Raw genomic sequence first — 21,025 nt, 5'->3', positions numbered from 1 at the left:
GGTCCGGACCGTGGCTTGACCCGCCGGATGAAGTCAAGCGGCAGGGGACGGCCGCATTGAACGCGATTTCAGTCCTTCGGAGGCGCCCGCGATTAACGCGCTGTTTAACGCCTTGGTGCTAGTTCTTGAAACGTGGAACAGCGGGGCCAGAGCCCCGGCGGGTCCGATCGTAATATTTCCTGGGTTTGCGTTGGGGGAGTCGAGATGGCGGTTGATTTGTCGATGTCGGTTCTGGTGGTTGACGACTACAGCACCATGATCCGTATCATCAGGAATCTCCTGAAGCAGCTTGGCTTCGAGAATATCGATGATGCCAGCGACGGTTCGGCGGCGCTGAACAAGATGCGCGGCAAGAAGTACGGGCTCGTGATCTCCGACTGGAACATGGAGCCGATGACGGGCTACGACCTGCTGCGCGAAGTGCGCGCGGATCCGAACCTTGCCACCACGCCCTTCATCATGATCACGGCGGAATCGAAGACCGAGAACGTGATCGCGGCCAAGAAGGCCGGCGTGAACAACTACATCGTCAAGCCGTTCAACGCGGCGACGCTGAAGACCAAGATCGAGGCGGTCTTCCCGGACATGGCGAGCGCGTAAGCCGCGCTTCGAAGCCATCAACTGAATTTGGAAAGCCCGGGCTCGTCCCGGGCTTTCTGCGTTCGTCGTCATTCCTCCGGAACGACGGAGCTCACCACTTCAATTCGCGCATCAGCGCCTTCGGCGGGTGGCCGAATAATTCCAACACCGACTTGGGATCGAGCTGGTCGAGGCCCTCGAACTCCTCGGCATGGATGCCGCGGGTGACGAACAGGCAGTCGATGCCGAACTCGCGCGCTCCGGTGAGGTCAGTGCGGACGGAATCGCCGATCGCCAGCACTTTCTTCCGGTCGATCTGGTGGCCCTGGCGTTCGCCGGCCAGCCGCATCGCGCGCTCGTAGATTGGCCGGTGCGGCTTGCCGTAGAAGATCACCTCGCCGCCGAGCTCGCGATAGAGCTCCGCGATCGCGCCGGCGCAATAGATCAGCCGGTCGCCGCGCTCCACCACGATGTCGGGGTTGGCACAGACCAGCGTCAGCTTGCGCTCGCGCGCCTTCAGCATCATGCCGCGATAGTCTTCCGCCGTCTCGGTCTCGTCGTCATAGAGGCCGGTGCAGACGATGTAGTCTGCCTCTTCGAGCGGCGCGGTCGTCGCATCGAGGCCGCGATAGATCGAGTTGTCGCGCTCGGGTCCGAGCCAGAACATCCTGCTTCCGGGATGCTCGGCGACATACAGCCGCGTCAAATCGCCCGACGAGACGATCGCGTCGTAGGTCTCGTCCGCAACACCCAGCTTGCGCAACTGCCGCTGCACGGAGTCGGCCGGTCGCGGCGCATTGGTGATCAGAATCACCGTACCGCCACGGCTGCGATAGGTGTGCAGCGCCTCGCAGGCGTCGGGGAATGATTCCAGGCCGTTGTGGACCACGCCCCAGATGTCGCTGAGCACGACGTCGACGCCGCCCACGAGCTCGCGCAGGCTTTCGGCAAAATGCAGCGTGGTCATGATACGCAGCACCGATCAGATGCGGCGCGCGAGCGCCGCGTTGCCGGTGGTGCGCTGGGGCGGAGGCGCTGAAGACGTCGCGCCAGATGTCGTACCTTGGCTGGGGGAAGCGGAGCCATTGGATCCCTGAATATCCTGCGCCTGGTTCGGCGAGGCCCCGCCGGTAGCAGATGCCCCATCCGGCCGCAATGGCCGGGGCGGAGCGAACAGGAACCCCTGGCCGAACCGCACGTCATAGTCGAGCAGGTCGACCACCGCGCGCTCGCCCTCGATCCGTTCGGCGATCAGGTCGATGCCGAAACGGCCGAGCAGATCGGAGAGGTCGGAGGGGTGGATGTCCGAGGTCGAGGCCTGCCTGGGGTCGAGCAGAAGTGACGCCGGCACCTTGATGAAGCGCACGCCGCGGTCGGCCAGCTCGCGCGGCTCGATGCGCAGATCCGTGACGTGGTCGATCGAGAAGCGGAAGCCGCGCTGGGCCAGCGCTGCGAGATTCTCGGTCTCGGCCGGGCCGAGATTGCGGAAGGTCGACTGCTTGAACTCCAGCACCAGCGAGGGCGCCAGCGCCCGGTTGGCCTCGAGGAAGTCGAGGCACTGCGCGAAGCTGGTGGAATTGCCGAGGGTGGAGGCCGCGACGTTGCAGAACACGCCGACATCCTTGTTGCGTACCATCAGGCGGCGCAGCACCTGCACACAGCGCAGCATCACCATGTTGTCGATCCGTCCGATCAGCCCGGAGGCCTCGGCGATGCTGATGAACTCCTCGGCGGCGATGAGCTGGTCACGCTCGTCGCGCAGGCGCGTCACCACTTCGTAGAACCGCACCTTGCGCTGCGGCAGCGTCACCATCGGCTGCAGGAAGATGTCGATGCGATTCTCGTCGATGGCGTTGCGCAGCGTCCCCAGCATCTGGGGCTGATTGCGGCCGTTGGTGGCTTGAGCCGGATGGGCGGTCTGGGTCTGGATTGCCGGCGGTGCCGGCCGTGCGGAAAGCGGAGGAGGGGCGGCCGGCCGTTCCTCGAAGGGCGCGACCAGGTCGATCGGTGCCTCCGGCTCCAGCCGGGCGACCGGAGCGGGGGCCGGCACGGGCGCGCCGCCGGCCAGCAGGTCCTCATGGGCCGACACAGTGGTGGCGAGCTGCCTGACCAGCCCGCCGAGCTCGTTGATCTCGCCGACCACGGACTGGATGCGGTCGGAATTGGTCGAATTGGACGAGGCGATACGTCCCTCGATCGCAGCCAACCGGCGGCCGTACTCGGCGACCTGGCGGGCGAGGTCGGCGGTGCCGCGCGAGAGGTCGGCGATCTGGCCGCCGACGTCGCTGCGGTCGCGCAGCCGCATCGACACCGCGTTGTAGAGGATCAGGAAGGTCAGCGCGGTCAGCGCCACGATGGCGGATTCGGTTCCGCTGATGCCGGCGACCGAGTAGAGCACCAGCCCGAGCGAGGCCGCGACCAGAACCATGCAGATGGCGATGAAGATCGTCGAAATGCGAATCATGCCGCGCGTTACGCCTCAAAGAGCTGCTGCCTCACCCGGGAAAACACGGGCCATGGTGCGAACCCGTCACGCCTCATGCTCCCCCTTGGCCGTATGACCCTAACATCATTGTTGATTCGAGGGGATAGCGGCCTGTTCGCGGCCGAGGTCAGGCTGGCGCGGCGGCTCCGACCGTGTCGGCCGAGACGGCGTCACGGGTACCGAGCGGCTTGGGTGGCCCCTCGGTCGTGTCCCTCAGCGTTTGCCGTTCGAGCTCTGAATTCAGTTCGGCGCCGAACATGATGACGATCGCCGACATCCACATCCACGTCATCAGGCCGATCGCCGCGCCGAGCGAGCCGTAGGTCGCGTTGTAATTGGCGAAGGCCGACAGATACCAGGACAGCAGCGCCGAGCCCGCGATCCAGAGCATGGCGGCCGTGACTGCACCGAGGCTCAGCCATTGCCAACGCGGCGCATCGCGGCTGGGCGCGAAACGGTAGAGGATCGCAAGCGCCACCAGCAGGACGAGGAACATGAGCGGCCATCGTGCTAGCGCCACGATCAGCTTGCTTTCAGGCGCCATGCCGAGATGATTGAGCGCCAGCGGGAAGGCGACGACAAGCCCCACCATCACCAGCAGCGCCACGATGCCGCCGACCGTGAAGGCCAGCGACACCATATTGAGCTTGATGAAGCTGCGCTTCTCGCGCTCCTCATAGGCGACGTTGAGGGCGTCGAAGATGGATTTGACGCCCGCATTGGCGCTCCAGATCGCGAGCACGAGGCCGAACAGGAAGGTGGCACCCAGCGTCGTATTGCCGTTCGAGACCACGCGCGCGACCTGGTCCTCGACGATCTGGAACGAGCCCTCGGGCAGCATCGTCGCGAGCGTCTGGAGATTGGCGCTGATCGTCTTGGGATCGGCGAACAGGCCATAAGAGGAGACCAGCGCGGTAACTGCCGGAAAGATCGCGAGCAGTCCGAAGAACACGACGCCGCCCGCCGTGGCAAGCAGGCGATCCTCATCGATGCGCTGATAAGTCCGCCAGAAGATATCCTTCCAGCCCTTCCAGGGGATCTCAAGCGGGCTCTTGGCACGGCGGCCATGACCGGGCTGCACGGCCGCGCGCGCGGGGTGCGTTTCCGGTGAATTCGCCTCGCCTTTGCGATGGTCTTGCGGTGGCCCGGATAGGGGCAAGCCTGTGTCCTGAAAATAGCGCTCCGCCGTGAGCACGAAAACCGCAGTCGCCGCCACCAACAGCCAGGAGTCGATCTGTTCGGAGCGCCGCACCAGCATTTACGCGTCCAATCTCCGGCCGTGACGCCGGCGGCGCGCCGCCGTGAATCCCACCAGTCCGATCGCCGCGAGCATCAGGCCGAGCTGCACGGGGCGGTTGGTCCGGGCCGGCCAACTATTGCTACCGGTAGCCTTGGTGCCATGGCCGCGTTCGCCCGGCGCAAGCGGCACCAGCGGAATCGTCGTCGCGACCTCCTTTACCGCCTGTTTGACCGTTCCGCGCGGAATGCGCGGGGTGGCGATCGCAACGCGCATGCGGCTGGCAAGCGGCACGATCGGCTTGTCCCGACGCTTGACTTGCGCCAGGCCGATGCCGGCGCAGGTCATCGACAGCACGAGAAGCACGGCGGCGACGACGCCGAAGCCCCAGAATTGTCCGTAGGTGAGCGCAACCCAGCGGTACAGGGCGATCAGGCCGACAAAGAAGGTTGCGATCAGGAACAGCCCGGCCACCGCGAACAGTCCCGCCGCGACCGCATAGGACGTCGCGCGCCCCGTGGCCTGGCTGGTGCGGTCGCGCAGATAGGACTGAGCTGCGCGCTTGAGATGGTTGAGCTTGAGCGCCATGCCGGCGCGCAGCAATTCGCCCGATGGCGCGAGCATGCGGTCATCCTCCGAGAGCGAGAAAACTCGTCGGGGAATGAACGTGGCGGAATTTGACTTGTTCCGCCGGGAGCAAAGCCGCCGTGACGGATCAGCCGAGATCGGCCGCAGAAATCCAGAAGACCTCGCCCTCGGACTCCTCGGTGTCGAGCCAGAGCAGCGGCAGTTCCGGAAAGGCCTCGTCGACAAGGTCGCGGCCGCGGCCGATCTCGCAGATCAGCCCGCCGTCCGGGGTCAGGTGGTCGGGCGCGTCGTGCAGGATGCGGCGGACAACGTCGAGGCCGTCGGCACCGCCATCGAAGGCAAGCTTCGGCTCGGCGCGGCATTCCGGCGGCAGCGCCGCCATGCCTTCGGCATCGACGTAAGGTGGATTGGTGATGATCAAATCGTATTTGCTGTCGCCGAGCGGGGCGAACAGATCGCCGCGATGCAGCCTGATCCGTTCATCGAGCCCGTATTCGTCGACATTGCGCGTGGCAACCTCGATCGCGCCCTTGGAGATGTCGACGGCATCGATCGCCGCATACGGGAAATGATGTGCCGCCAGGATCGCAAGACATCCCGATCCCGTGCAGAGATCGAGCACACGCTCGACGGCCGTGGGATCGTCGATCAGCGCGCCGGCGCCGTCTTCGCCGCCGAAATGCGAATCCAGCAGCTCGCCGATGAAGGAGCGCGGAACGATGACACGCTCGTCGACATAAAAGGGCAGGCCGCGCATGTAGACCTTGTTGACGAGATAGGCGGCCGGTTTGCGCGTGATGATGCGCTGATGGATCAGATCGAGGATGGTCTTGCCTTCCGCAGCGGTGACGCGGGCGTGGGCAAAGCCCTCGAACTGGTCGGGATTGAGATGTAGCGCCTCGCCGATGAGGAAGGCTGCTTCCGCGACCGGGTCGGTCGTGCCATGGGCAAAGGCGAGCTTGGCCTCGACAAAGCGGCTCACCGCATAGCGGAGGTAATCAAGCAACGAGACAAGCTCGCCGGAGCCGACCTTGGCAGGCTTGGGCGCGGCGCGACCGCGCGCGGTCTTCTTCGAAACTCTTGCCATCACGATTTCGTCCAGCGTGCGGCGGCCTCGTCGTCACGGGCGTGGGCCTCGACCCAGCCGGTGCCGCTGGCGCTCTCTTCCTTCTTCCAGAACGGCGCGCTGGTCTTGAGATAGTCCATCAGGAATTCGGCCGCCTGGAACGCCGCCTGGCGGTGCTGCGACGCCGTCAGCACCAGCACGATGTTCTGGCCGGGCATGAACCGGCCGACGCGATGAATGACGGTGACGCCGTTCAGCGGCCAGCGCGACACCGCTTCGTCGGCGTGGCGCCTGATCTCTTCTTCCGCCATGCCGGGATAATGCTCGAGCGTCAGCGCGGCGATCTTCGCGCTGTCATCGTCGGCGCGGCAGATGCCGGAAAAGCTCACGACGGCACCGATATCGGTGCGGCTTTTGGTCAGGACCGCGATCTCGCGCGCGATGTCGAAATCGTCTTCCTGGATGCGGATGGTGACGGGGCAGGTGGTGACAGAGGAGGGCATGGCCTAGCCGCCGGTCATCGGCGGGAAGAAGGCGATCTCGCGGGCGCCTGCGATCGCGGCGTCCGATTTGACATGGGTATGGTCGATCGCGGTGCGGATCACCTTCGGCTTCTCGAAGGCGTAGGCATAGGCCTCGCTCTGCCCCGACAGCCAGGCGATCAGCTCTTCGACGGTGTGCACGGTCGCGGGCGGCTCGATCGTCTCCTCGGTCTTGCCGACGCGCTCGCGCACCCAGGCGAAGTATTTCACCTTCATGCCTCATCCTCCTTGATGAGGTGATGGATGCCGGAGCGGAAATAGTCGTAGCCGGTGTACATGGTGAGGATTGCCGAGGCCCACAGCAGGAGCAGACCGATCTGGGTCACGACGGGCACGACCTGGTCGCCGGCCTCGCCCGCGAGCAGGAAGCCGATGGCGACGAGCTGAACGGTCGTCTTCCACTTGGCGAGCTTGGTCACGGGCACGCTGACCCGCAGCGCAGCGAGATATTCACGCAGGCCCGAGACCAGGATCTCGCGGCACAGGATCACGATGGCGGCCCACAGCGACCAGCCGTGGATGATGCCGTCGGCGGCCAACATCAGCAGGCACGAGGCGACCAGCAGCTTGTCGGCGATCGGATCGAGCATCCGGCCGAACGCCGATTGCTGATTCCAGATCCGTGCATAATAGCCGTCGAGATAGTCGGTCACCGCGGCGCCGATGAAGATGGTCACGGCGACCCAGCGCAGCCATAGCGGACCGTCCAGGATCGACTGCGCATAGATGCACCCGACCACGACCGGGATCGCGGCGATCCGGCCATAGGTCAGGATGTTCGGGAGGGACATCGCGCGGCTGGTGGTCCCTCGTGTCGTGGCGATGTTCATCCGTCCTACCAATACCGCTGTTGCCCTAAGGTCAACCGTCCCATCCCCCACATGGGGTGCGGGAGACGACGACCATATGACCCCGTCCCCTTTAGTTCATCCCGGTTGGGGATGGAAATAGTCGAAAATCCTGCGGGCGCTCTCGGCGCTCACTCCCGGAACCTTGCCGAGATCGGCGATCGAGGCCCGTTCGATCTCCTTCAGGGTTCCGAAATGGTGCAGCAAGGCACGTTTGCGTGACGGGCCGATGCCCGGAATCTCCTGCAAACCGGCCTCCCGGATGTCCTTCTTGCGCAGCTTGCGGTGCGAGCCGATGACGAAGCGGTGGGCTTCGTCCCGCAGGCGCTGGATGAAATAGAGCACGGGGTCGCGCGGCTCCAGCTTGATCGCCTCGCGCTCCGGCATGAACAGGGTCTCGCGGCCGGCATCCCGGTCCGGTCCCTTGGCGACCGACATCAGCGACACCTGGGTCAGGCCGAGATTCGTGAAGATCTCCCTGACGGCATTGAGCTGGCCGCGGCCGCCGTCGATGATCACGAGGTCCGGCCATTGCGGGAAGTCATCGTCCTTGGCCTTGCTGGCGGCGTCCTCGGGCGGATTGATCAGGCGCTTGAAGCGCCGCTCCAGCACCTCGCGCATCATGGCGAAGTCGTCGCCCGGCGTGATCCCTTCCGACTTGATGTTGAACTTCCGGTACTGGTTCTTCACGAAGCCATCGGGACCGGCGACGATCATGGCGCCGACCGCATTGGTGCCCTGGATGTGGCTGTTGTCGTAGACCTCGATGCGCTTGGGCGAATAAGGCAGGCTCAACGTCGTGGCTATCGCATCGAGCAGGCGGCTTTGCGTCGCGGTATCGGCGAGCTTGCGGCCCAGCGCCTCGCGCGCATTGGTCAGCGCGTGGGCGACGAGCTCCTTCTTCTCGCCGCGCTTCGGCGCTGTGACCTCGATCTTGTGGCCGGCCTTGATCGTCAGTGCGTTGGCGAGCAGCTCGCTCTCCTCGATCTCGTGCGAGAGCAGGATGTTCTTCGGCGGCGGCTTGTCGTCGTAGAACTGGGCGAGGAACGACCCGAGCACTTCCTCCGGCGTATACGTCTTCTCCGCGCGCGGGAAATAGGCGCGGTTGCCCCAGTTCTGCCCGGTGCGGAAGAAGAACACTTCGACGCAGGAGAAGCCGCCCTCCTGGTGGATGGCGAACACGTCGGCTTCCTCCACCGTGCGCGGATTGATGCCCTGCTGCGACTGGATCGCGGAGAGCGCGGCGAGGCGGTCGCGGTAGAGCGCGGCGCGCTCGAATTCGAGTTCACCGGAGGCCTTCTCCATCTCGCCGGCAAGCTCCTGCTTCACCGCATGGCTCTTGCCCGACAGGAAGTCGGTCGCCTCGCGCACCAGGGTCGTATAGCCGGGGAAGTCGATCTCGCGGGTGCAGGGGCCTGCGCAGCGGCGGATCTGGTAGAGCAGGCAGGGCCGCGAACGGCTCTCGAAGAAGGAATCGGTGCAGGAGCGGATCAGGAACGCGCGCTGCAGGGCCGTGATGGTGCGATTGACGGCGCCGGCGGAGGCGAATGGGCCGAAATAGCGCCCGGGCCGGGTCTGCGCGCCGCGGTGCTTCAGGATCTGCGGCGCCCAATGGTCACCGGTGATCAGGATATAGGGAAACGACTTGTCGTCGCGCAGCTGCACGTTGAAGCGCGGCCGCAACTGCTTGATGAGGTTGGCTTCCAGCAGCAGCGCTTCGGTCTCGGTATTGGTCGAGACGATTTCCACGGTCACCGTGGCCGCGATCATGCGCAGGATGCGTGCCGGCTGCGGCGCGCTCTGCCGCGCGTAGTTGGACAGGCGCTTTTTGACGTTCTTGGCCTTGCCGACATAGAGCACGTCGGCACTCGCACTGAGCATGCGATAGACGCCGGGCGAGGTGGGGGCGAGCCGGACCGCGCGCTCGATCGCCTCGTGGCCGGTCGCCAGCGGCTCCTCGCCGACCGCGCCGCTCTCCTCCAGGATGTCAGGCAGCAGCGCATCGTCCTCGTCCTCGCCGGCGGTGGTGGCGGGATCGAGGTCCGGCGGCGCCAGGCTCTCCGGCGGGGCGTCGGCCGTCGCGCCGCGCGGGAGTTTGCGCGCGCCTGCGTTGTCCGGATCGTCGGTGGAATCGTGAGCCATGATTGCGAATTTAGGCGCTGGGGGTGCCGATTTGAAGTTCCGGCCGTGCGGCACGCACAGGATGGCGGCGCAGTTCCCGGTAACGCTTGCTTAAGCCTGTTAACAGCGCGGTAACCCGGCTTAACAGGCCTTTAACTTAAAACTCTCGATAAATCTTACGCGAAAAAGTGGTGGTTCCGTAACCATGCGGTTTTGCCTCGCGCGGCGCGCAGGCGTCGCGGGGGACGGCAGTTGCGTTGGAGAGTACCGATGAAGAGGTTCGTTGTGGGCGCGGCCGCGTTGGTTGCAGCCGGCTGGACAGCTTCGGCAGAGGCCGCCGATCTCTATGGTCAGCGTGCGCCCTATACCGTCAACCAGCCGCTCAACGCCTATAGCTGGGCGGGCCCGTATCTCGGCGCCAATGTCGGCTATGAGTGGGGTTCGGTGAGCAACACGCCCGTGAAGCCCTCCGGCTTCGTCGGCGGCGTGCAGGCCGGCTACAATTTCCAGAACGGCCCGTTCGTGTTCGGCGTCGAGGGCGACATCCAGGCTGCAGGGGCCGACGACACCTTCGCGCCGTGGAAGTTCTCCAACCCCTGGTTCGGCACGCTGCGCGGCCGCGCCGGCTATGCCTTCAGCAACGTGCTGTTCTACGGCACCGCCGGCCTCGCCTTCGGCGAACTGCGCGCACAGACCTTCGGCTGGACGGAGTCGCACACCACCGCCGGCTGGACCATCGGCGCCGGCGCAGAAGTCGGCTTCGCGCCGAACTGGAGCGCCAAGCTCGAATATCTCTACATCGATCTGTCGACGAGCCAGTTCGCAATTACAGGCGTGTCAAACGGCTATAGCGCCAGCGTTGTGCGCGCAGGCGTGAACTATCACTTCTGATAGCTGAAGAAGAAAATACCGGACCAACCTCCCGGCCGCTTGCGGCCGGGACTTTTTTTGCGCCAGGCTCGCTAGGACAGGATGACCAAATTGACGGCCTTCGGTCCCTTCCCCTTCTTGTCCGGTTCGACTTCGAATGTGATACGCTGTCCTTCGGCAAGGTCCTTCAGTCCCGCCCGCTCAACAGCGGTGATGTGAACGAAGACATCGCGACCGCCGTCGTCAGGCTTGATGAAGCCGTAGCCGCGCTCGCCGTTGAAGAACTTAACCGTTCCCGTCATGGCCATCGGGAAACTCCCCCTCATTGCTCCTCCGTCGCGACGCAGACTCACGTCACGACATGACCGGGCCTTACGAAGCCCGGGAGCTGGCCATCCTTGGGCGGACCTTTCAGTCCGGTCGGATCTTTCTTAGGGCCTTCACTCCGCCGCAACCATTCGCGGAAGCGGAACGTAAAGCCAGTCACGCAAACAGCATAATACGGTTCTCTGCAGATTGACTACCGCTGCTGCATATTTTTCCCAAGAATGCCGGGATGTTACGGATGGGGTACCTCTAAGACTTCGGCACCTCTAAGACTTGGGTACCTCCAATCGGAATCTGGCAGCGCCGCCTTGTCCGAGCGGCATTTCCAGTTCGGGCAGGATCGTCTTGAGCTCGCCGTGCAGTGTGTAGGGCGGATTGACGATCAAGAGGCCGGTCGAGGTGAGAGCTGCACCGTCGGCTTGCGGCGCCACACTGAATTCGAGGCGCAGGCATTTCCCCGGCGGTTTTGCTGCGGCTGCGAGCCGCGCCACCGATTGCGCCAGCGCGTCGGTGGCGCGCCGGCTCTTGGCTGGATACCAGATTACATAGATACCGGTCGGCCATTTCGCGAAAGCCGCCGAGAAGGCTTCGCCGAGCCTGTCGAATTCGTCCTTCGCCTCGAACGGCGGGTCGATCAGCACCAGCCCGCGTCGCTCCTTCGGTGGCACGAAGGCCGGCAGCGCGACCCAGCCGTCGAGATCGACCACGCGCGCCTGTTCGTCGCGGCGCAGCACGTCGATCAGCGCCTTGCGCGCCTTCGGCTCGAGCTCGCAGGCGACGAGCCGGTCCTGCGGCCGGAGCAGGCCGCGCGCGATCAGCGGCGAGCCCGGATAGGCCTTGAGCTCGCCCTTCGGATTGAAGGCGCGGACGATGTCGAGATAAGGCTTGGTCAGCGCCACGGTCTCGTTCGACAGGCGCGCCTGCATCAGCCGCGCGATGCCGGTCAGCCACTCGCCGCCGCGGCGCGCTTCGTCGCTGTCGAGATCGTAGAGGCCGGCACCGGCATGGGTATCGATGACGCGAAATGCCCCCGGCTTGTCCTGGAGGTAAGTGATGATGCGCGCCAGCACGATGTGCTTGATGACATCGGTGAAGCTACCGGCGTGAAAGGCGTGGCGGTAATTCATGGCAAGATTGGCGGCTCGCAAGAGAGGATGCTCAGCATCTTCTACTCGTCATGGCCGGGCTTGTCCCGGCCATCCACGCGCAACCGCACGACATCACGGCCGTTGGATTTGACTCAACCACCCCTGACCGGCGGCATCGTCACCTGGTCGCGACGGCAGGCGCGGCGCTCGATCTCCTCGCAGGCGCGGAATTGCAGATCCTTGTTGAGGCAGATGCGGACCTCGGAGAGCCGGGTCCGGTTGCAGGTGACCGAGACGGCGGCATTGCTCAGGCCCGGATTGGCCTTGATGAAGGCCTCCTCCACCTCGCCCGGTGCCACGGTTTTGGCCTGCGACAGATCGAGATATTCGGCCGGGATCTTGATCGCGGCGCGCGCCTTGCGGATCGTCTCGAAATAATTGCGGCCGTCGAGCCCGGAGCAGGTGCCGTGCTTGTCCCACTCGTTGAAGATCAGGCCCGGCGCCGGCATTAGATCGAGCATCGAGGAGACGATGTTGCGGTTCAGCCGCGGCGAGGGCCGCTGGCAATATTCGGGGAAGCCGTTCTCATATTGCGGCCACAGCCCGTGCACCACGAACGCATAGGGCCGTCCGCTGCACTGCATCTGCGAGCGCCCGCCGCCGCGATCGCGCTCGGACGCCTCCTCGCAGAACGAGGGCGACCACGACAGCGACAGCACATAGAAATCGAACTCGCCGGGCGCGTTCTGCCGTTTGTCCTGGGCCTTTGCCCCGCCTGCGAGGGCGACCAGCCCGGCCGCCAATGTCAGCGATATCATCAGACGGGAAAACGACTGCAATCTAAAATGAAACATGGCGACGCCCCTCAACTAGACTGTGCAACCAGCCTAGCAGGCAACAAGAACATTTCAAGAACAAAATTCGAGCGGCGATCGTTCGGCCGCCCGACCGGTCCGAATCAGGGTTCGCTGATCAGGGCTTGGCGGCGCGGCAGGCCGGATTGTAGGCCCAATCGCGGTCGAGCCCGACCACGCACCATTCGACGCCATTGCCGTAACCGGCAAAGCCGCCATCCTCGATGATCGAGAAATGTACCTTGCGCACCTTGCCGTCGGTGAGCATGGCCTCGCCGGTGCAATAGCGGCGCGGAATGTTGTCGGACTGCCAGGGCCGGAATGCGGTCTCGCGAACGGCGGAGAAGCCGGTGATCTTCAACGAGGAATTCCAGAACGCGCTTTCCTTCTCCCAGAACTGGGTGGCGATCGTCGGCAGCGCCTTGTCGCAATCGGCGACGGCGCCGTCATAGCGCGGCCCGCTCAGCCAGAAGTTCAGCTCCAGCGGATTGGCGGCCCTGGCCTCACCGAGCGACAGCGCTCCGAACATGAGGCCGAGCACGGCGGCAAAGCGGAGCGATTTCAGGGAGGGGGCGCGCATGGGGCAATCCGGACTGCTGGGGCTTGCGAAGGTGGGACGGTGCCGCGAAGGCCGGGCGGGGTCAAGTGCAGCGCGGCAACACTTCGCCAGGAGTTGACCACATCGTCGCAGCCGGCAGGGCTTCAGTTCTTTCCACTTCGATCACGGCACCGTAAACTGGCGCCAATCAATTGGAGTAACGGGAATGCGAATCATTGCGGCCGCGGGCCTTCTTGCCTTGGGTATGATGGCGAGCCAGTCGGCACGCGCCGATATCCTTCCGGTCCCGCCGTTCAAGGGCAACGACACCGGCGGCATCATCGCCTATTCGATGGCGACCCAGGTCGATGCGCGTCAGGTCGCGGTCGATCACTGCGCGCGCTACGGCAAGGTCGTGAAGTTTCTGGCGGTGCAGGCCTATGAGGGCGGCTATATCTCGTTCTCCTGCCGCTGGGTGCCCTACGGCGCCGCCGAACAGCCGATCCGCACGCTCTACTGAGACGCTTTCGTAACACCGCAATCTCTCAGTCGGGAGCCACTCAGATGACGCGCAAACTCGCTTTGCTCGGCTCGGCCCTTTGCATCCTCGTATCGGCAGGCAGCGCCAGCGCCGACGATCTGCCGGTGCGCAAGGCCGGCCTGTGGGAATTGAAGATGGTCAGAACCGGCACGCCCGTGCCCGAGATGACCATGCAGCACTGCACCGACGAGAGCGTCGACAAGGAGATGAACAACAACGTCTCCCCGATGGCCAAGCAGATCTGCGCCAAGCAGGAGATCAAGAGGACCGCGACCGGCTATGTCAGCGATTCCGAGTGCAACGTCGCCGGCATCAGCACGACCTCGCATGCCGAGATCATTGGCGATTTCAACTCGGCCTATACGGTGAAGACCTCGTCGCACGCGCAAGGCGGCGCGGTAGGCGCGGCAGGCCGCGACACCACCACGACGCTCGAAGCCAAGTGGCTGGGCGCCTGCAAGCCGGAGCAGAAGCCCGGCGACATCGTGATGCCCGGCGGCTTCAAGATGAACGTGCGCGATATGGACAAGCTGAAGGCGCTGCTGCCGAAGTAGGCGAGATCGCCGCGCGGCCGGTGCGCACCCTCGCCCCGTTCTTACGGGGCGCGACGAGCTTCGCTCGCGCTGAGAGGGTTGGGGTGAGGGGCCTCTCTCCGCGCTTGAGATCGTCGTGAGACCTGTACCACCTCACCCGGATCGCAAGAGCGATCCGACCTCTCCCCGCAAGCGGAGGCGAGATAAGAGCGGCTACACCGGTATCCTCACGCTCGCCCTTAGTCCCCCCATCGGGCTGTCGCCGAGCGTGATGTCGCCGCCATGGGAGCGGGCGATGTCGCGGGCGATGGCAAGGCCAAGGCCCGTGCCGCCTTCGTCCTGGTTGCGGGCGTTGTCCAGCCGCAGGAACGGCTTGAACACTTCTTCGCGCAGATGGGCGGGAATGCCGGGGCCATCGTCGTCGACCGTCACGGTCAAATAACGGTGATCGCGCTGGCCGGTGATGGCGATGGCCTTGCCGTAGCGCGCTGCGTTGGTGACGAGATTGGCGAGGCAGCGCTTGAACGAGGCCGGCTTCACCGTGACTACGGGCAGGCCGTGGAACGCCACGGTCGCGGTGTGGCCGTGGCGCTCGGCGTCGCTGCGCAGCTCTTCGAGCGCCTGCGCCATGTCGGTCGGCTGCGACTGCTCGCCGGAATCGCCGCGTGCGAAGGCGAGGTAATCCTCCAGCATCATCGACATCTCGTCGACGTCCTTGCGCATGCCTTCGAGCTCGGGGTTGTCGCCGATCAGCGCCAGCTCGAGCTTGAAGCGGGTGAGGATGGTGCGGAGATCATGGCTGACGCCGGCGAGCATCGCGGTGCGCTGCTCCATCGTGCGCTCGATGCGCGATTTCATTTCGAGGAAGGCGACGGAGGCGCGCCGCACCTCGCGCGCGCCGCGCGGCCGAAAGTTCGGCGCCTCGCGGCCCTTGCCGAAGCTTTCGGCGGCGTCCGCAAGCCGCAGGATCGGCTTGATCTGGTTGCGCAGGAATAGCACCGCGACGATCAGGAGGATCGACGAGGTGCCGACCATCCAGAAGAGGAATATCTCCGAGTTCGAGGCATAGGCAGCGCTGCGCTGCGCGAACACCCGCATCACGGCATCGTCGAGCTGGATGCGGATCTCGACGAGGTTGGAGCGGCCGACCGTGTCGATCCAGAACGAGCGTCCGATCTGGCGGCCGAGCTGCACCGACAGCGTCTGGTCGAGCAGCGAGAAGAACGGCTTTGGCCCCGGCGGCGGCATGTCGCCGGCGGGCAGGAAATCGACCACGAGGCCGAGGCGCTGCTGCGCGATGCGGCGGATCTGGTCGCGATCCTTGTCTTGAGGATAGCCCTTGTAGACGTCGATCAACGCGGCGATGTCCTGCACCACCGCGGCCGACAGGCGGCGCGTCACCGTGTTCCAATGCCGCTCCATGAACACGAAGGCGACGACGGATTGCAGCACCACCATCGGCACGATCATGATCAGCAGCGCGCGCGCATAGAGGCCGGTCGGCATCCAGCCCTTGAACGCGTTGCCCATCCAGCCATTGGCGGCGGAGACGCGGCCGGCCGCGCTCTTGAGCAGCGTCAGGCCGGTATCGATCGTGCTCATCGGTCGCGCTTCACTTGACTATGGCGAGGCCACCAGGCGGTAGCCGATGCCGCGCACCGCCTGGAGGAACAGCGGATTGGCGGGATCGGTCTCGATCTTGCGCCTGAGGCGGTTGATCTGCACGTCGACGGCGCGCTCGTTGACGCTGCCGTTGCCCGTGAGCGCGCTGCGCGGCACGGTCTCGCCCGGCGTCTCCGACAGAATCCGCAGCATCTCGCGCTCGCGGTCGGTGAGATGGATGACTTCCTCGCCTTGGCGCAATTCGCCGCGGTCGAGATGGAAGACGTAGGGACCGAACGCGATCTTCTCGACGCTCGCAGCCTGCGGCGGCGGTGCGGCGCGCTTGAGGATGTTGTTGATGCGCAGCGCCAGCTCGCGCGGCTCGAACGGTTTTGCGACGTAATCGTCGGCGCCGATTTGCAGGCCTTCGATGCGGCTTTCTGCTTCATGCCGCGCCGTCAGCATCACGATCGGCACCGAGGAGGAGGTCCGGATGAAACGGGCGAGATCGAAGCCGGTCTCGCCGGGCATCATGACGTCGAGGATGAGAAGATCGAAATGCAGGCCGAGCAGCTTCGAGCGCGCATCGCCGGCGCTCGCCGCGGTGGTGACGCGATAGCCCTCGCCGGCGAGGAAGCGCGAGAGCAGATCGCGGATGCGGCGGTCGTCGTCGACGAGAAGAAGATGCGGCGCGTCGTCGGCGGGTTGCACCGGCGGGCGGGCGAGCGTGGCAGCGAGCGGCACGGTCACTCCTTGCTGTCTTGATTGACGGAGGCGAAGATCGTCTCGAGCACCTTGTCCGGATCGTCGCGATCGATCATCGCGCGCAGGAAGCGTTTGACGGTCTCCGCATCCTGCGGCGCCATCTCGGCCAGCGCCTTGGTGATCCGCGTGGTCTGGAGGCCGGCGAGCTTCTGCACCAGCGCCTCGCCCTTCGGCGTCGCGTAGAGCAGCCGCTGGCGGCGGTCATTGTCGCCGGTCTTCTGCACGATATAGCCCTCGTCCAGGAGCTGCTTGAGCACCCGGCCGAGCGACTGTTTTGTGATACGCAGGACGTCGAGCAGGTCGGCGACCTTCAGGCCGGGATAGCGGTAGACGAAGTGCATGACCCGGTGGTGGGCCCGGCCGAAGCCGAACGCCTCCAGCTCCTGGTCGGGATCGCCGACGAAATCGCGATAGGCGAAGAACAGCAGCTCGATGATATCCCAGCGCAAATTGCCTCCTTCACCTGCGGCCGGCCGTGGCTCGGCAGCGTCTTGAGAGGGAGTCGCGAAATTTATGTCAGGCATATTGACGTATCTTGGGTTCAATGTTACAAACCGATCGACCCGCACGAAATTTTAGATCGTATCGCGTCGGGTGGCATCGAAGCAGGGCGGCCGGAGTGAGCCGGACAGGCGGCGACGGCCAGAGCAGATCTACCGTGCGATTGTCGAACGGCATTTCGGCAAAACATACTGGACTTCCGCCTTCCGCAAAAGCATGTCCTCGGCGACATGCTGGCCACGGAAACCGGCCGTAACAAGGCTGGCGGCGGTCCAGCCAGAAACCACATCAAGCCAGCCGGGCCCAAAATGGGCAGGCGGGCGCCAGAACAGCGCCGCTACCGGCAGCGGGAGGCCAAGGACATGAGCATGACATTCGACATCCAGCCCGCATCCAATCCCACGCCCGAGAAGGACCGCGTCGCCAAGCTGGTGGACCCCGGCTTCGGGCGGGTCTTCACCGATCACATGGCGATCGTCCGCTACAACCAGGCCAAGGGCGGCTGGTACGAGGCGAAGATCGAGGCCCGTGCCAACTTCCAGATGGATCCGGCCGGCGCCGTCCTGCACTACGCCCAGGAGATTTTTGAAGGCCTGAAGGCCTACAAGCGCGACGACGGCGGCGTGAACCTGTTCCGGCCCGATGCCAATGCACGGCGCTTCAAGGACTCCGCCGACCGCATGGCGATGGCGCAGATCCCCGAGGACGTCTTCATCGAGGCGGTCGAGCAGGTTGTGCGCATCGACCGCGCCTGGATGCCGGGCGGCGAGGGCAGCCTTTATCTGCGTCCCTTCATGATCGCGAGCGAGACCTTCCTCGGCGTCAAGCCGTCGTCCGAATACATCTTCGCGGTGATTGCTTCGCCGGTTGGCTCCTATTTCAAGGGCGGGCCTGCCCCCGTGTCGATCTGGGTCTCGGAGAACTACACGCGCGCTGCGGTCGGCGGCACCGGCGCCGTCAAATGCGGCGGCAATTACGCCGCGAGCCTGCGCGCGCAGGCCGAAGCGATCCAGCATGGCTGCGATCAGGTTGTCTTCCTCGACGCGGTCGAGCGCCGCTACGTCGAGGAGCTCGGCGGCATGAACGTGTTCTTCGTGTTCGAGGACGGCTCGCTCTCGACGCCGCCGCTCGGCACGATCCTGCCCGGCATCACCCGCGATTCCATCATCGCGCTGGCCCGCGATGCCGGAAAGACCGTGCGCGAGGAGCCGTACTCGCTCGACCAGTGGCGCAAGGATGCTGCGAGCGGCAAGCTCAAGGAAGCGTTTGCGTGCGGCACCGCGGCCGTGATCTCACCGATCGGCAAGGTGCGCTCGGTCAGCGGCGATTTCGACATCAGCGGCGGCGCCGCCGGCCCCGTCGCCATGGGCCTGCGCAAGCAGCTCGTCGACATCCAGTACGGCCGCACCAACGATCCGCACAACTGGATCCGCAAGGTGTTTTGATCTCTCGTGTCCCGGGCGCGCGAAGCGCGAGCCGGGACCAAGAGTGCCAGCGACTGGAGCCCGGATCAGCAGCGCACCACGCGCGCTGCGCAGCATCCGGGGAACGCCGGGTGGTATCTGACAGATGAACGCACCACCGCGAGCGCGCGACAAAGCCTCCAGACATCGAAGCATCCTGGACATCGCGATCATGGCAATAAAACTCTCCCAACCCTTGAAATGGATCGTTCTCGCCGCCATCACCGGCGTTTCCGTCTTCGGCATCCTGACCATCGGCCCAACGCCGGAGGTCGTTGCGCAAGACCGTTCGCCGATCGTCGACGTGCGCACCGCCGATCCCGAGATGAACGCCGCGATCGCGCGCGCCCGCGGCACGCTTCCCACCTTCTGGGCCTCCTATGACGCGCCCAAATCGTCGGAGACCGGGCACTCCCTGAAAGTGCACTTTTCGACCCGCAAGGGCGGTGAGCACATCTGGATGGCCGAGGTGAAGAAGAAGCCCGACGGAACCTATACCGGCCTGTTCGCCAACGAGCCGCGCGATCTGCCCGGCAAACATGCAGGCGACCAGGTCAAGTTCGCGGAAGCCGACATCTCGGACTGGATGTTCATGCGCAACGGCAAGATCGTCGGCGGCGAAACCATCAAGCCGCTGCTCAAATCGATGCCGAAGGCGGACGCCGATGCGCTCCGGGCGCGGATGGAGCAGCCGTAGTTCACCCCCATCTTCCCGCTTAGCCACACTCCGTCATGCCCGGGCTTGTCCCGGGCATCCACGTCTTTGGCACCACCATCGTGGTGCGTGGATGGCCGGGACAAGCCCGGCCATGACTAGTTTTGCGGATACTCCGGTTGCCGCCACCGGCGTCCGCTGGTAAACGCCGAGCATGAGAGATAAGGCCAAAAAACCCCAGAAACTGAAGGCGCGCCTGCCGCGCGGGCTCGAGGATCGCGACCCCGCCGCGATCCGGGCGACGCGCGAGATGGTCGAAAAAATCCGCGCCGTCTATGAACTCTACGGCTTCGAGCCTGTGGAGACGCCGGCGATGGAATACACCGACGCGCTCGGCAAATTCCTGCCCGACCAGGACCGCCCGAACGAGGGCGTGTTCTCGTTCCAGGACGACGACGAGCAGTGGATCTCATTGCGCTACGATCTGACTGCGCCGCTCGCCCGCTATGTCGGCGAGCGCTACGGCACCGACGCTCTGGTCTTGCCCTACCGCAGCTACCGCGTCGGCTACGTCTTCCGCAACGAAAAGCCCGGCCCCGGCCGCTTCCGCCAGTTCATGCAGTTCGACGCCGACACGGTGGGCTCGGCGACGCCCGCGGCGGATGCCGAGATCTGTATGATGGCCGCGGACACGATGGAGGCACTCGGGATTGCGCGCGGCTCCTACGTCGTGAAGGTCAACAACCGGAAAGTGCTCGACGGTGTTCTGGAGTCCATCGGGCTCGGCGGTGATGAGAACGCGGGGCGCCGGCTGACGGTGCTGCGCGCGATCGACAAGCTCGACAAGTTTTCCGCCGACGAAGTGCGCAAGCTGCTCGGTCCCGGACGCTGGGATGGCGGCGAAGAAGGCAAGGGCGATTTCACGAAGGGCGCCAATCTGAGTGAAGCCGAGGCCGATGTCGTTCTCGCCATCACCAAGCCGCGCGACGATTGGAAAGAGGCCATTGCCGCGGCCGAAACCTATCTCGCCAAGAGCGAAGTTGGGCAGGCCGGGGTGAGCGAGCTGGAAGAGATCGCCAAGCTGGTCACTGCGTCGGGTTACGGTGCGGACCGCATCAAGATCGACCCCTCCGTCGTCCGCGGCCTCGAATATTACACCGGCCCCGTCTACGAGGTCGAACTCCTGCTCGAGACCAAGGACGAAAAAGGCCGCCCAGTGCGCTTCGGCTCGGTCGGCGGCGGCGGACGTTACGATGGCCTGGTCTCGCGCTTCCGCGGCGAGCCGGTGCCGGCGACGGGCTTCTCCATTGGTGTGTCGCGGCTTCAGGCCGCGCTGACGCTGCTCGGCAAGCTCGACACGCGGCCCGAATTCGGCCCTGTCGTCGTCACCGTGTTCGACCGCGACCGCGTCGCCGACTACCAGAAGATGGTCGCGTCCTTGCGCACCGCCGGCATCCGCGCCGAGCTCTATCTCGGCAATCCCAAGAACATGGGCAACCAGCTCAAATATGCCGACCGCCGCAACTCACCTTGCGTGATCATCCAGGGCTCGGATGAAAAGGCGCGCGGCGAGGTGCAGGTCAAGGATCTGATCGAAGGCGCCAAGGCCGCCGCCGCGATCGCCTCCAACCAGGAATGGCGCGAGACGCGGCCGGCGCAGTTCTCGTGCAGCGAAGCCGACCTCGTCGCGAAGGTGCGCGAGGTTTTGGCGCGCCATGACGTAAAGTGGGGCTAGCCATTCCGGCAAGCCGTCATGCCCAGGCTTGTCCCGGGCATCCACGTCCTGTTTGATGGCAAAGAACGTGGATGGCCGGGACAAGCC

General features: G+C 65.0%; 23 protein-coding genes. 7 read left to right on the top strand and 16 right to left on the bottom strand.

All coding sequences use genetic code 11. The features are described 5' to 3' along the window. The first annotated feature begins 204 nt into the window (after nt 1-204). A complete protein-coding gene (locus I3J27_RS30770) occupies nt 205-600 on the top strand; it encodes a response regulator (protein WP_007596883.1) in 396 nt (131 codons plus the stop codon). A 91-nt stretch (nt 601-691) separates the two neighbouring features. On the opposite strand, the gene I3J27_RS30765 is transcribed toward I3J27_RS30770, so the two are convergent. The 9 genes from I3J27_RS30765 to uvrC all read right to left on the bottom strand — a co-directional run bounded on the left by I3J27_RS30765 (nt 692) and on the right by uvrC (nt 9,487). Continuing rightward, entirely contained in the window at nt 692-1,546 is an 855-nt protein-coding gene (locus I3J27_RS30765; protein WP_270162617.1) for a TIGR01459 family HAD-type hydrolase, read from the bottom strand. A 15-nt stretch (nt 1,547-1,561) separates the two neighbouring features. Next, on the bottom strand, nt 1,562-3,043 hold the full coding sequence (locus I3J27_RS30760; protein WP_270162616.1) for an EAL domain-containing protein: 1,482 nt from the start codon (nt 3,041-3,043) through the stop codon (nt 1,562-1,564). Between the two features lie 148 nt (nt 3,044-3,191). Further along, nucleotides 3,192-4,322, bottom strand: coding sequence for a YihY/virulence factor BrkB family protein (locus I3J27_RS30755; RefSeq protein ID WP_270162615.1), 1,131 nt, complete (start codon nt 4,320-4,322; stop codon nt 3,192-3,194). Continuing rightward, the gene (locus I3J27_RS30750; protein WP_270162614.1) at nt 4,323-4,925 is read right to left on the bottom strand and encodes a phage holin family protein; all 603 of its coding nucleotides are present in this window, start codon (nt 4,923-4,925) and stop codon (nt 4,323-4,325) included. Nucleotides 4,926-5,016: 91 nt separating this feature from the next. Next, entirely contained in the window at nt 5,017-5,976 is a 960-nt protein-coding gene (prmB, locus tag I3J27_RS30745; protein ID WP_270162613.1) for a 50S ribosomal protein L3 N(5)-glutamine methyltransferase, read from the bottom strand. After that, a complete protein-coding gene (locus tag I3J27_RS30740; RefSeq protein WP_270162612.1) occupies nt 5,976-6,458 on the bottom strand; it encodes a molybdenum cofactor biosynthesis protein MoaE in 483 nt (160 codons plus the stop codon). The genes prmB and I3J27_RS30740 overlap by 1 nt, the downstream gene beginning before the upstream one ends. A 3-nt stretch (nt 6,459-6,461) precedes the next feature. Next, nucleotides 6,462-6,713: a molybdopterin converting factor subunit 1 gene (gene moaD, locus I3J27_RS30735; protein WP_270162611.1), complete on the bottom strand. Its 252-nt coding sequence runs from the start codon at nt 6,711-6,713 to the stop codon at nt 6,462-6,464. After that, nucleotides 6,710-7,327, bottom strand: coding sequence for a CDP-diacylglycerol--glycerol-3-phosphate 3-phosphatidyltransferase (pgsA, locus tag I3J27_RS30730; protein WP_270162610.1), 618 nt, complete (start codon nt 7,325-7,327; stop codon nt 6,710-6,712). Before pgsA ends, moaD begins: the two co-directional genes overlap by 4 nt. A gap of 96 nt (nt 7,328-7,423) precedes the next feature. Next, the gene (gene uvrC / locus I3J27_RS30725; protein WP_270162609.1) at nt 7,424-9,487 is read right to left on the bottom strand and encodes an excinuclease ABC subunit UvrC; all 2,064 of its coding nucleotides are present in this window, start codon (nt 9,485-9,487) and stop codon (nt 7,424-7,426) included. Nucleotides 9,488-9,736: 249 nt separating this feature from the next. Between uvrC and I3J27_RS30720 the strand changes: the two genes are divergently transcribed. Continuing rightward, nucleotides 9,737-10,357: an outer membrane protein gene (locus I3J27_RS30720; protein ID WP_270162608.1), complete on the top strand. Its 621-nt coding sequence runs from the start codon at nt 9,737-9,739 to the stop codon at nt 10,355-10,357. Between the two features lie 71 nt (nt 10,358-10,428). Here I3J27_RS30720 and I3J27_RS30715 read toward each other — a convergent pair whose 3' ends face one another. The 4 genes from I3J27_RS30715 to I3J27_RS30700 form a co-directional block, all read right to left on the bottom strand. Further along, a complete protein-coding gene (locus I3J27_RS30715; RefSeq protein WP_008544396.1) occupies nt 10,429-10,644 on the bottom strand; it encodes a cold-shock protein in 216 nt (71 codons plus the stop codon). 285 nt (nt 10,645-10,929) lie between these two features. After that, nucleotides 10,930-11,790 (bottom strand): 23S rRNA (adenine(2030)-N(6))-methyltransferase RlmJ, encoded by an 861-nt coding sequence (locus I3J27_RS30710; protein WP_270162607.1) that lies wholly within the window; start codon nt 11,788-11,790, stop codon nt 10,930-10,932. Between the two features lie 113 nt (nt 11,791-11,903). Next, a complete protein-coding gene (locus I3J27_RS30705; protein WP_270162606.1) occupies nt 11,904-12,605 on the bottom strand; it encodes a ribonuclease T2 family protein in 702 nt (233 codons plus the stop codon). Between the two features lie 118 nt (nt 12,606-12,723). Then, a complete protein-coding gene (locus I3J27_RS30700) occupies nt 12,724-13,185 on the bottom strand; it encodes a hypothetical protein (RefSeq protein ID WP_270162605.1) in 462 nt (153 codons plus the stop codon). Nucleotides 13,186-13,369: 184 nt separating this feature from the next. Between I3J27_RS30700 and I3J27_RS30695 the strand changes: the two genes are divergently transcribed. Together I3J27_RS30695 and I3J27_RS30690 are read left to right on the top strand one after the other, a co-directional pair. Then, a complete protein-coding gene (locus tag I3J27_RS30695) occupies nt 13,370-13,663 on the top strand; it encodes a hypothetical protein (protein WP_270162604.1) in 294 nt (97 codons plus the stop codon). 44 nt (nt 13,664-13,707) lie between these two features. Next, nucleotides 13,708-14,238 (top strand): DUF3617 domain-containing protein, encoded by a 531-nt coding sequence (locus I3J27_RS30690; protein ID WP_270162603.1) that lies wholly within the window; start codon nt 13,708-13,710, stop codon nt 14,236-14,238. A gap of 192 nt (nt 14,239-14,430) precedes the next feature. Here I3J27_RS30690 and I3J27_RS30685 read toward each other — a convergent pair whose 3' ends face one another. The 3 genes from I3J27_RS30685 to I3J27_RS30675 are packed head-to-tail and all read right to left on the bottom strand — an operon-like array spanning nt 14,431 to nt 17,108. Continuing rightward, entirely contained in the window at nt 14,431-15,819 is a 1,389-nt protein-coding gene (locus I3J27_RS30685) for an ATP-binding protein (RefSeq protein WP_270162602.1), read from the bottom strand. 18 nt (nt 15,820-15,837) lie between these two features. Continuing rightward, a complete protein-coding gene (locus I3J27_RS30680; protein ID WP_270162601.1) occupies nt 15,838-16,569 on the bottom strand; it encodes a response regulator in 732 nt (243 codons plus the stop codon). Further along, nucleotides 16,566-17,108: a MarR family winged helix-turn-helix transcriptional regulator gene (locus I3J27_RS30675; protein WP_270162600.1), complete on the bottom strand. Its 543-nt coding sequence runs from the start codon at nt 17,106-17,108 to the stop codon at nt 16,566-16,568. The genes I3J27_RS30680 and I3J27_RS30675 overlap by 4 nt, the downstream gene beginning before the upstream one ends. Before the next feature lie 339 nt (nt 17,109-17,447). Here I3J27_RS30675 and I3J27_RS30670 point away from each other — a divergent pair, with 339 nt between their 5' ends. From I3J27_RS30670 to hisS, 3 genes are all read left to right on the top strand, one after another. Continuing rightward, nucleotides 17,448-18,530: a branched-chain amino acid aminotransferase gene (locus I3J27_RS30670; protein WP_270162599.1), complete on the top strand. Its 1,083-nt coding sequence runs from the start codon at nt 17,448-17,450 to the stop codon at nt 18,528-18,530. Nucleotides 18,531-18,720: 190 nt separating this feature from the next. Continuing rightward, nucleotides 18,721-19,245: a YegJ family protein gene (locus tag I3J27_RS30665; RefSeq protein ID WP_270162598.1), complete on the top strand. Its 525-nt coding sequence runs from the start codon at nt 18,721-18,723 to the stop codon at nt 19,243-19,245. Nucleotides 19,246-19,417: 172 nt separating this feature from the next. Further along, entirely contained in the window at nt 19,418-20,938 is a 1,521-nt protein-coding gene (gene hisS / locus I3J27_RS30660) for a histidine--tRNA ligase (RefSeq protein WP_270162597.1), read from the top strand. Nucleotides 20,939-21,025: the final 87 nt, after the last annotated feature.

Source organism: Bradyrhizobium xenonodulans (genome assembly GCF_027594865.1).
Lineage (GTDB): Bacteria > Pseudomonadota > Alphaproteobacteria > Rhizobiales > Xanthobacteraceae > Bradyrhizobium > Bradyrhizobium xenonodulans.
Note: the sequence above shows the minus strand (reverse complement) of the source record. Positions and strands in the feature narration are given on the sequence as shown.